Here is a 10,435-nt window from a genome sequence, read left to right on the forward strand (position 1 = left end):
CCAAATGTCCTAGTTTTTTTCTAAGTCTAAACAGTTTCATTTTAATTACAATTTGTTTACAACGAACAGAAAATAAGTTAGAATATTCTGTATATTAAGGCTTTCTATCATGGTTCGCTTTGCTTTTATGGTGCGCAAACGCAGGGAATCCACTCATAAACCCTCTATTTATTTACAGGGATAAATTGTGAAATGAAAAGTAAAAAAGACCCGGTCTGATTAAGACCGAGTCTTGAGTGATTATTTAATTTGAGTTCCATTCGGCAAACTTTCAGCAATGGTCGACAATTTTAGTTCACCATCGTGTTCGCCTGCTAGAATCATGCCTTCAGATAATTCTCCTCTTAGGGTTACTGGCTTAAGATTGGATACACAAACGACCTTCTTGCCAATGAGATCCTCTGCTTTATAATGTTTTGCAATTCCTGAAACAACCTGCCTAGTTTCATAACCGAGATCTAACTTCAATTTCAAAAGCTTATTTGCTTTTTTAACCGGCTCAACTTCCAGCACTTGAGCTACTCTTAAATCAACTTTTGTAAAGTCATCAATTGTAATTTCATCTAGATCTGGTTTTTCTACAGCAGGTGCTTCTTTCACAACATTGCCACCCATTTGTTCGACGATATAGGCAACCTCTTCTTCACGATCAAGACGCGGAAAAAGTGGTGCATCTTTTTGAACAGTCGAGCCACCGTAGCCTTTTTTGAAACCTAATGAATCCCAGCTTGTTTTCTCACCTTCTGCTATTCCCAGCTGGGCCCAAATCTTTTTAGGCGTTTGCGTTAGGAAAGGCTGTAAAAGAATACCAACTTGTCTTAACGATTCAGCAAGATGAACCATAACGGCGCCAAGTTTCTCCTTATTAGCCTCATCTTTTGCAAGAATCCAAGGTTCCGTTTCATCAATGTACTTGTTCGTACGACTAATGAGCTGCCAAATGGATGCTAGCGCTACTGAAAACTCCATATTCTCAAGAGAGTTTTCTACTTTTGAAATGGTGGAATCGACCATCTCAACGAGAGTATCGTCAAAAACGGTAACAGACCCTTGATAAACAGGTACTTCACCGTCAAAATATTTTGCAATCATGGCTACTGTTCGATTTAACAAGTTACCAAGATCGTTAGCTAAATCATGATTAATTCGTTCAACAAAGCTCTCTGGTGTAAAGACGCCATCTGAACCAAACGGTACTTCGCGTAATAGATAGTAACGCAACGCATCCAAACCATAACGGTCGATTAATGTTACGGGATCTACGACGTTACCTTTTGATTTCGACATTTTTCCATCTTTCATTAACAACCATCCATGAGCAAAAACTTTCTTAGGAAGAGGAAGATCAAGAGACATTAACATAATCGGCCAGTAAATCGTATGGAAACGAACGATTTCCTTACCAACAAGATGGACATCGGCTGGCCAAAACTTATTATAAAGCTCATCATTTTCAGTTCCATACCCCAGGGAGGTGATGTAATTGGACAACGCATCAATCCAAACGTAAATAACGTGTTTGGGATCGCCAGGAACTTTAACGCCCCAGTCGAAAGAAGTTCGCGATACGGCAAGATCTTCAAGACCAGGCTTGATGAAGTTGTTGATCATTTCATTCTTTCTAGATTCCGGCTGGATAAACTCAGGATTATCTTCGTAAAATTTCAGGAGACGGTCAGCATATTTACCCATTTTAAAGAAATAAGATTCTTCCTTCACTTTTTCTACTTCTCGTCCGCAGTCGGGACACTTGCCATCAACTAACTGGCGTTCAGTGAAGAAAGACTCGCACTGAGTGCAATACCATCCTTCGTACTGGTCAAGATAGATATCGCCTTTTTCATACATCTTTTGGAAAATTGTTTCGACAATCTCTTCGTGTCGCTTCTCTGTTGTGCGGATAAAATCGTCGTAACTAATGTCTAATTTATCCCAAAGGTCTTTAATGCCCGCAACGATGTCATCAACATATGCTTGAGGCGTAACACCTTGTTCCTGAGCTTTCTTTTGGATTTTTTGTCCATGCTCATCAGTTCCAGTTAAGTATTGAACTTCAAAGCCTCTTAGTCGCTTGTAACGAGCCATTGCATCGCCAGCTACTGTTGTATAGGCATGGCCAATGTGTAGCTTACCGCTAGGATAATAGATCGGTGTCGTAATATAAAACGTCTTGTCACCCATGTTGCTTCCTCCTTGATTAAACAGTGATAAGTGGAACATCTCGATCGTTCTTTAGAAACAAAGAATTCCCCACCTTAACGTCCAAATAAACTCACGTTTTGAGGTGGGGGCTACTAGATAAAAAGCTCCCGTCCCACCTTGGACGAGAACATTAGCACCTTTTAACTACAGCCCGCAATTGCGTTCCGCTATGTACATCAAGCACAAATCTTCTTCATCAAAATATAACTAATTTAAGGAATAATTGCAAGGAAGCGGAGCTTAAATCCTTTTTACCTACACAAATTTACAATTCATGTCGAAGGATTTACAAGAAAATTGTCGAATTATCAATATAGGCAAGTCAGGTTTTGGCAATTTCATAGTACTATAAATCCCTTAACCAACCTTTTATAGGAAATATTTACCCATTCAAAAGGATTGACGCTAATGGGAAACACTGGTATTATATAGAACATAAATAGAGAAATTTGTCGAATCCTGACGTAATTAATAAAAAATTGGGAATAGGGGAGTATAAAACATGAAATCTACTGGTATTGTACGTAAAGTTGACGAGCTTGGCCGTGTTGTTATTCCGATCGAATTACGCCGTACACTTGGTATCGCAGAAAAGGACGCTCTTGAAATCTATGTTGACGACGAGCGCATCATCCTAAAGAAATATAAGCCTAACATGACTTGTCAGGTAACTGGCGAAGTATCCGATGACAATCTTGCAATCGGTAATGGCAAGCTTATTCTTAGCAAAGAAGGCGCAGAGCAAGTATTGGAAGAAATTCAAAAAGCTCTAGCAAAATAATAGTAGTTTACAAAAGCTCCTGCCTAAGGCAGGAGCTTTTTTTCGACATGATTATTCGACATGATAGACCTGATAGACCTCCCTTTTCGGAAGTTCTCTTTCAACAGATACTTGTTTGATCGCATCTTTACTTTTCATTCCCTCACTAATATAATGCTCAACGTGTTCTTGTACAGAAAGGGTTGCCCACCAAGATTCTTCATTTGACTCTTCTTCATTACCACCTTCAACAATGACGCAGAATTCACCACGAATCTCTGACAGTTCACACCATTCCAACACCTCTTCTGCAGTTCCACGGATAAATTCTTCATACCGCTTCGTTAATTCTCTTGCTATAACAACTTCTCTATTGCCAAGTACTTCAATGATTGCTTTCATCATTTCCTTTAACCGATGGGGGGCTTCGTAGAACAAAATTGGTGAAGGGATTCCTTTTAGATGAGAAAGTTCCTTTTTTCGCTCCTTTTTCTGGCGCGAGAGAAAACCGTAATAATAGAAATGTTGGGTCGGTAACCCTGATGCTATAAGTGCAGTAATCGCTGCATTTGCTCCTGGCAAAGGGATAACGGGAATATTTTCAGCGACGCAAGAAGATACAATTTCATAACCAGGATCTGAAATAGCCGGCATTCCAGCATCACTAATCAGGGCGATGGTTTGTCCTTCTCTTAAACGTTCCAATAATTTATGGCCACTCGACTCTTTGTTATGCTCATGATAACTAATTAACTTTGTTTCAATTTCGAAGTGATTCGTCAATTTTTTGGATTGTCTCGTATCTTCTGCTGCAATAAGATCAGCGTCTTTTAAGGTCTGAATTGCACGAAAGGTCATATCGTTTAAATTGCCTATTGGGGTGGGGACGAGATAAAGCTTACCTGTCTCGGTCTCTTTGTAGCTCTGTTGACTCCACATGATTTTGCCTCTCTTCTTTTATAATCATTTCTTTTTGAGCGCGCGATCGTTGTTTGATCTGATACTCTACTTGCATCGCTTCACGCTTTGTCTTGAATTCCGCTTGATAGACGAGGGTTAACGGACCTCTTCCCCTTGTATATTTCGCACCTTTTCCACATTCATGCTGAGCCAACCGATGTGATAAATCGGTCGTATAGCCAGTATAATAGCTTCCGTCACGACACTGCACTATATACACATAGTGATTATAGCTCTCCATAAACATTTCTCATTTCATCAGTGTAGTGATTGTCGTCTCGATACACAATGAAGGGCGGCAATACTTTTAAATCAGGTTTTCCATCTTTCATTCCTTCAATTAACAATGTATTTGCTTCTTTACCAGCTTTCGGATAGACGAGTTGCATCCTTTTTGGTTCGATTCGATACTTTCGCATTAATGTCATAATGTCCAGTAATCTTTCAGGACGATGCACTAGGGATACCTTACCGCCCTGCTTAACTATTTGGCTACAGGACTGAATGACATCTTCAAGGGTACACATCACTTCATGTCGTGCGATAGTAAGATGTTCGTTTAAATTATGCTGCTCGTTTCGCGTACTTTTAAAATATGGTGGATTACACGTAACAGCATCATATGATTCCCGTTTAATGGTTGAAGGTAATTCACGAATATCCGCATGATGGAGGGTTAATTGAGCGTTTAGTTTATTTAATTCAATACTCCTCTGCCCCATATCAAAGAGGCGATCTTGAATTTCCACCCCTTCAATCGTAACTTCACTTTTCCGCGATAATAACAGCGGGATAATACCGTTTCCTGTACAAAGATCGATTATCTTTCCACGCTTGATTGGAACCCAAGCAAACCTAGCTAGTAAAATTGCGTCTAAGGAAAAAGAAAAAACGGTTGGACTTTGAATAATGCTTAGTTCGTTTTCAACGATGTAATCAATTCGTTCATCACCGTTTAATTGCATGATGCTGTTCTCCTATCTATATGAATTGTTTATTAAATCACTCGAAAGTGTAAAAAAGGTCTTTCCAGATACGGAAAGACCAGATCACTACTTTTTATTTAAGAATGACAGGCAGAAAAGGCAATCTCCTTCTGTCCGAATACTACCATAGTGGAGATTACATATATGAAAACCTTCCTGGTACAACCTGGCAAGATTATCATAGCCTTCTCCAACTTCTGGCTTACCACGCTTCTTCTTGCCAGATGAATGACTCTTCGGCTCTGAAGTTTGTTCTAACCGCTCTCGCAAGTGGTGATTCTCAATTTCGAGATGGTGATTTTCTTCCAGCAGTCCTGCAAGATGTTCTTTAAGTTCGCCTAATTGTTTGTATAAGTCACCAATCTGTTCTTCCATTGAGCTTACACGTGAAAAAACTTCTTTTTTCTCCACTTCCGTTCCACCTCAATCAATCTGTGGCTTGCGTAGATACTGCGCCGTCTTGTATTAATTCATCAAGCGTATATTCTGTCACGCGGTTAAGTTCGAACAATTCGACCTGAACAAGACGTTCCAATATATTCAACCCAACAACTTTTCCTTTGCCCTGTCCGGTATGAATCGTCTTCCCAACGTCTGGAAGCTCTTTTTTACCAGACTCATAAGCATCGTTCTCATACTTCAAGCAACACATTAATCTGCCGCAAAGTCCTGATATTTTAGCAGGATTTAAGGATAAATTTTGATCTTTCGCCATCTTTATTGAAACAGGTTCAAAATCGCCAAGCCACGTTGAGCAACAAAGCATTCTGCCACACGGTCCAATACCACCGAGCATCTTCGCTTCATCGCGTACCCCAATCTGACGAAGTTCAATTCTTGTTCGAAAAATGGATGCGAGCCCTTTCACAAGTTCGCGAAAATCTACTCTTCCATCTGCTGTGAAATAAAAAATAATTTTATTTCGATCAAATGTATATTCCACATCAACAAGCTTCATATCAAGCTTGTACTCTTCAATTTTAGAAACGCATACATCAAATGCTTCTTCAGCTGCATGTTTATTATCTTCGACCGCAAGACGATCTTTCTCATCGGCTATGCGAATTACTTTCTTAAGAGGAAGAACGATATCTTCTTCATCAACTTGCTTGTTAGCTAATACAACTTTCCCAAATTCAACCCCTCTGGCAGTCTCCACGATAACAAATTCTTTGTCGGACACCTGGAGGCTACTCGGATCAAAGTAATAGATCTTCCCCGCTTTTTTAAAGCGAACGCCAACTACTTCATACACAAACTTATCCCTCCCGTAACCTGAGCACTAGCTGTTCCATCACAAACTGTGGGTTTGTGTTTGCACTCAGACGTCTTTTGGCATCGAGTATCGCCATCATATGCTGACTTATCTTCTTTCTTCCGAATTGAAGGGCATAACGTTCGAGCTTATCCTTCTGATCTGCATAGACAATCCGATTATCCTGCAGTTGTATTTTCAATAAATCCTTATACCAAAAAAGCATAAGGTTAAGGCCCATATCCTGCTGCGTTTTATCCTTAAAATGTGCTAGCCATTTGTCATGGATCGTTAGGAAAACCTGATGAGGTCTTTCCTTCAACTCTTCAGTCAATTGTATCACTATCGCTCTTGCCTGTGCAAACCACTCATCAAGTGCAAGCTCCTTTGCTGCACGCTGATCATTCGTTAGCTGAGCAGCCGATTTAGCAAGGTATGAGGGCACTCCATCGTTTATAAGAGCTTCCTCCACTCCATTTGTTGAAAGTGGCTGAAAGGTAATGACCTGGCACCTCGAATAAATCGTCGAAAGAATGTGCTGCTTTTGTTCAGTTAATAAAATCGCCATCGTCATTTGCCCCGGCTCTTCTAGGAATTTAAGTAAACTATTTGCAGCCTGCGTTGTCATTCGATCTGAATGATTCAAGATATATACTTTTTTTCGAGATTCAACTCCAAGATAGGAGAATTCCTTTTGTAGCTTTCTTATTTGATCAATTTTGATTGATTGACCTTCAGGCTCTATGAGGTGAAGGTCCGGGTGGTTTCCTGAATCAATTCGCTTGCAGTCTTTGCAGTGTTGACAAGGCTCAATCCCCGTACGTTCCTGACAAAAATAAGTTTTTGCCATATGAACGGCGACATCTTTTTTACCAGTTCCTGCTCCACCATCAAATAAGTACGCATGAGAAAGTCGATCCTTTGTGAAGCTGTTGGTTACCATCCTAACAACCGTAGGCTGGCGTTCTTTTAATTCATTCCAATCTACCATTTCTATCCCTCATCCTACCGTATTAAAAATGATGGAAAGCCTCTACTGGAAGAACAAACACCGTTGCTCCTCCTACCGAAACCTCAACAGGATAAGGGACATAAGAGTCCGCATTTCCTCCCATTGGAGATACCGGTGCCACCATTTGCTCTCTGCTTTGGCAATTGTCTTTAATGATATCAAGAAGCTTTTGCACACGATGGTCTTCTGTACCAATAAGGAATGTTGTATTTCCTGCACGCAAAAATCCACCGGTGGTCGCAAGCTTTGTCGCCTGAAAATTATGGTCGACCAGGGCATTGGATAAGCGATTGCTATCTTTATCCTGTACGACAGCCATGACTAACTTCATTTGTATCCCTCCCTGGGCGGCAAATCCCCACCCTTTTATTTGCTATTAGTAGAATAATTATCCCAAAGTGTTTTAAAATCCTTTATTATAGATGAAAAAATCTCATCAACATTTTGCTCACCATTAATTAAATGAATCCGTTCTTTATTATCTTTATATAGTTCCAAAAAGGCTTCTCTTACTTTTTCATGATAAGCTGTCCCTTTTTGTTCAATGCGGTCTAGTTGATTTCTAGCAATCATTCTTTCTTTGCCAACGGAAACTGGCAGATCAATCATATAGCTCCGATCCGGGGTAAGTCCACCGGTAGCAAATTCGTTAATGACCTTCACACTTTCCACATCTAATCCAAGCCCAACTGCCTGATATGCAATTGATGCATCAACAAAGCGATCACAGATCACAAGGTACCCTTCATTTAATGCCGGAATGATCTTCTCTCTTACGTGCTGCGCACGCGATGAAGCATAAAGAAGAACTTCTGTCTCATCCACCATTTCTTTATGTTCTGGGTTCAAAATCAACGAACGAATCTGATCACTGATTGCTGTACCCCCAGGCTCTCGTGTATGAATAAAACGAATCCCCTCTTCATTTAAATAATTAGCTAGTTTCTGAACCTGTGTGGATTTACCCGCACCATCTGGTCCTTCAAAAGTTATAAATAATCCTTTCACTGCCTTACTCCTCTTCTCTTGCAATCTCAATCATGTCACCATCTAATCCTTGTATGTGCCCACCAGCACGTAAAATCATATCTAACCGTTCCATTTTCTCTAATCCAATTCGTTCACCCGGTATGACAATAGGAACACCCGGTGGATAGGGAATGACAGCTTTTGCTGCAATCAATCCCTTTGCCTCACATATCTTAACCTTCTCTTTCATCATCGTCTCCAACTCCGCAAAGGAATAAGCAGGAAAAGTAATATCTTCATCAGCTATCTTAATTAATGACACATTAAAATCAGCTTCATCTCTGAGAGAAGCAACTTTTTTAAATGCCTGTAATCCCCAGTCAAAAACCTTCTTATTAGAAGCAATTGGGCATACAAGTAAAACATTTAAAGGATCACTAAGCTCAACAAATACATTCTCATTCTCAAGTTTCTTTGCTAAGTCATATCCCGACATGCCAGATAACTGTACCGTAATTTTGAGAGGATCAAGCTGGTGATACGCTTGCCCTACATCCGCTATGACGCTTATCCCAGGAACCTCACTTAGTTGTTTCTTAAATTGATGAACCTCTTCTAAAATAAGACTAAGCTGATCATCTGTCAGCGAAAAAAGATAGTGTCTCGCTAAATCGAGCGAAGCCATAATTGGATAGGAAGGACTGCTTGATTGAAAGAGTTGTAAATAGTCATTGATTGCATCCCTATACGTCTCATTCCCTACGTGTAAGTAAGAACCCATCGTCATAGCAGGTAGGGTTTTGTGGGCAGATTGAACGACCACATCTGCTCCTTGCTTTAAAGCACTCTCAGGGAAAAACTCCCCTTTTACAAAATGTGCACCGTGCGCCTCATCAACTAGAACCGGAATTCCATTCTGGTGAGCATAAGAGATAATTGACTCTAGGTTAACAGTCATTCCATAATAATTTGGATTGGTTAGTACAATCACTTTGATATCTTTATATTGATTCATTGCACGACGTATGAGATCGAGTGATACTCCTGTCGGCACCTGACTTGCTTCATCAATACATGGGCTGAGAAAAATAGGTCTAGCTTTAGCTAAGCGCAGTCCATTCAATACAGATTTGTGACAGTTCTTCTGAACAAGAACACGATCTCCTTCAGAACATAACGCCATGATCATCGCCAGGTTCCCAGCTGTAGAACCACCTACCAAAAAGCGACTTTCAACACTTCCATAGAGATGAGCAGTAAGCTGCTCTGCTTTTTTAATTGGACCATCTGCATGATGAAGATCATCTAGTCCAGAAAGTTCAGTTGCATCTATTTTCAATAAATCTTTATATAAATCACCCGCACGTTTATATGTAGAAAAACTCGTCCCATTCTTATGCCCGGGGACATGAAAGGAAAAAGGATTTTGATCTTTCCACGATAATAGAGCTTCATATAATGGAGCTTGATCCATTTTGTGCATTTTAATCAACTTCAATCTATTGAAGAGTCATTTCCTTATACTAGTATTCTATCATTATCTCGACTATCGGAGAAGTAAAGGGATAAGCAAATCCTTATGATTGTCCCTTCTTTAGGTGAAGTAAAAAACAGATAGCTTAATGGAACAGCTATCTGCTTATGCTAATCGACTTAGTCGTAGTTTGCGTAGTTTTTCAAGGTAAAATTGATAGTTTTCATGACTGGTATCTGTTTGAATGACCTTTCGCTCACAGTCATGACAGATAAAACGATCACAAATATGGATGCCTTTGAAACTGTGCTCTTCACAAACAAGACAGCACTCACTATAGCTCTCCCTGATTGTCTTCTCCATCTTCCCACCTCCATGGTAAAAGCATTGCCCAATTATAGCGGATCTATACCGATTTTTTATTTTAAGCTGTATTTTCGCTTCTTTCTAAGGATATGTGCCTGTAACTTATCCCGTGTCTGTGATTTACGAAAAGAAAGAAAATTTCAAAGGTATATTATCCTTCTCGCCAAGGAGGTACGTGAAGGTAGCAAGTTTAATCCGCTATATTTTAGATATTTCCGCGAATTTAAGATTAATTCCGCAATTATCATGAATGAAAGATTTGAGCCAGTGAAAACTCATCCATAAAACCATACAAAAAAGCGAGAAACCGTTTGGTCTCTCGCTTTTCATCATTGCCCAGCGACGTCCTACTCTTGCAGGGGGAGATCCCCCAACTACCATCGGCGCTGAAGAGCTTAACTTCCGTGTTCGGCATGGGAACGGGTGTGACCTCTTCGCCATCGTCACTAGA

12 protein-coding genes and 1 rRNA gene are annotated in these 10,435 nt (G+C 40.1%); 1 reads left to right on the forward strand and 12 read right to left on the reverse strand.

Going from position 1 to position 10,435, the window contains the following annotated elements:
* Positions 1–240: 240 nt before the first annotated feature.
* Positions 241–2,181: a methionine--tRNA ligase gene (gene metG, locus PQ578_RS21380; protein ID WP_273837127.1), complete on the reverse strand. Its 1,941-nt coding sequence runs from the start codon at positions 2,179–2,181 to the stop codon at positions 241–243.
* Positions 2,182–2,704: 523 nt separating this feature from the next.
* On the opposite strand from metG, the gene abrB reads away from it, so the two are divergent.
* Positions 2,705–2,983: a transition state genes transcriptional regulator AbrB gene (gene abrB, locus PQ578_RS21385; RefSeq protein ID WP_098445902.1), complete on the forward strand. Its 279-nt coding sequence runs from the start codon at positions 2,705–2,707 to the stop codon at positions 2,981–2,983.
* 51 nt (positions 2,984–3,034) lie between these two features.
* Here abrB and rsmI read toward each other — a convergent pair whose 3' ends face one another.
* The 11 genes from rsmI to rrf form a co-directional block, all read right to left on the reverse strand.
* A complete protein-coding gene (rsmI, locus tag PQ578_RS21390; protein ID WP_273837129.1) occupies positions 3,035–3,901 on the reverse strand; it encodes a 16S rRNA (cytidine(1402)-2'-O)-methyltransferase in 867 nt (288 codons plus the stop codon).
* On the reverse strand, positions 3,861–4,163 hold the full coding sequence (locus PQ578_RS21395) for a GIY-YIG nuclease family protein (RefSeq protein ID WP_273837130.1): 303 nt from the start codon (positions 4,161–4,163) through the stop codon (positions 3,861–3,863). Before PQ578_RS21395 ends, rsmI begins: the two co-directional genes overlap by 41 nt.
* Positions 4,150–4,887, reverse strand: a complete 738-nt coding sequence (locus PQ578_RS21400) for a tRNA1(Val) (adenine(37)-N6)-methyltransferase (protein WP_273837133.1) — start codon at positions 4,885–4,887, stop codon at positions 4,150–4,152. Before PQ578_RS21400 ends, PQ578_RS21395 begins: the two co-directional genes overlap by 14 nt.
* A gap of 87 nt (positions 4,888–4,974) precedes the next feature.
* Positions 4,975–5,319, reverse strand: a complete 345-nt coding sequence (gene yabA / locus PQ578_RS21405; protein WP_098445898.1) for a DNA replication initiation control protein YabA — start codon at positions 5,317–5,319, stop codon at positions 4,975–4,977.
* Positions 5,320–5,335: 16 nt separating this feature from the next.
* On the reverse strand, positions 5,336–6,163 hold the full coding sequence (locus tag PQ578_RS21410) for a PSP1 domain-containing protein (RefSeq protein WP_098445897.1): 828 nt from the start codon (positions 6,161–6,163) through the stop codon (positions 5,336–5,338).
* Positions 6,164–6,167: 4 nt separating this feature from the next.
* Positions 6,168–7,154, reverse strand: coding sequence for a DNA polymerase III subunit delta' (gene holB, locus PQ578_RS21415; protein WP_098445896.1), 987 nt, complete (start codon positions 7,152–7,154; stop codon positions 6,168–6,170).
* Positions 7,155–7,176: 22 nt separating this feature from the next.
* Complete coding sequence (darA, locus tag PQ578_RS21420; RefSeq protein WP_098445895.1) at positions 7,177–7,506, reverse strand: cyclic di-AMP receptor DarA; 330 nt, start codon at positions 7,504–7,506, stop codon at positions 7,177–7,179.
* 35 nt (positions 7,507–7,541) lie between these two features.
* A complete protein-coding gene (gene tmk, locus PQ578_RS21425) occupies positions 7,542–8,183 on the reverse strand; it encodes a dTMP kinase (protein WP_273837136.1) in 642 nt (213 codons plus the stop codon).
* A gap of 4 nt (positions 8,184–8,187) precedes the next feature.
* Complete coding sequence (locus tag PQ578_RS21430; RefSeq protein WP_273837138.1) at positions 8,188–9,627, reverse strand: aminotransferase class I/II-fold pyridoxal phosphate-dependent enzyme; 1,440 nt, start codon at positions 9,625–9,627, stop codon at positions 8,188–8,190.
* A gap of 156 nt (positions 9,628–9,783) precedes the next feature.
* Positions 9,784–9,981 (reverse strand): sigma factor G inhibitor Gin, encoded by a 198-nt coding sequence (locus PQ578_RS21435; protein WP_159780761.1) that lies wholly within the window; start codon positions 9,979–9,981, stop codon positions 9,784–9,786.
* Between the two features lie 337 nt (positions 9,982–10,318).
* Positions 10,319–10,435 (reverse strand): 5S ribosomal RNA (rrf, locus tag PQ578_RS21440).

It is taken from the genome of Guptibacillus sedimenti, assembly GCF_028610665.1.
Taxonomy (GTDB): Bacteria; Bacillota; Bacilli; order Bacillales; family Guptibacillaceae; genus Guptibacillus; species Guptibacillus sedimenti.

Bases quoted from the DNA above. Each gene is read 5' to 3' on its own strand.
- PQ578_RS21395 (WP_273837130.1), bottom strand. From the start codon at position 4,163: ATGGAGAGCTATAATCACTATGTGTATATAGTGCAGTGTCGTGACGGA.
- PQ578_RS21435 (WP_159780761.1), bottom strand. From the start codon at position 9,981: ATGGAGAAGACAATCAGGGAGAGCTATAGTGAGTGCTGTCTTGTTTGT.
- holB (WP_098445896.1), bottom strand. From the start codon at position 7,154: ATGGTAGATTGGAATGAATTAAAAGAACGCCAGCCTACGGTTGTTAGG.
- rsmI (WP_273837129.1), bottom strand. From the start codon at position 3,901: ATGTGGAGTCAACAGAGCTACAAAGAGACCGAGACAGGTAAGCTTTAT.
- abrB (WP_098445902.1), top strand. From the start codon at position 2,705: ATGAAATCTACTGGTATTGTACGTAAAGTTGACGAGCTTGGCCGTGTT.
- PQ578_RS21400 (WP_273837133.1), bottom strand. From the start codon at position 4,887: ATGCAATTAAACGGTGATGAACGAATTGATTACATCGTTGAAAACGAA.
- metG (WP_273837127.1), bottom strand. From the start codon at position 2,181: ATGGGTGACAAGACGTTTTATATTACGACACCGATCTATTATCCTAGC.
- PQ578_RS21430 (WP_273837138.1), bottom strand. From the start codon at position 9,627: ATGCACAAAATGGATCAAGCTCCATTATATGAAGCTCTATTATCGTGG.
- darA (WP_098445895.1), bottom strand. From the start codon at position 7,506: ATGAAGTTAGTCATGGCTGTCGTACAGGATAAAGATAGCAATCGCTTA.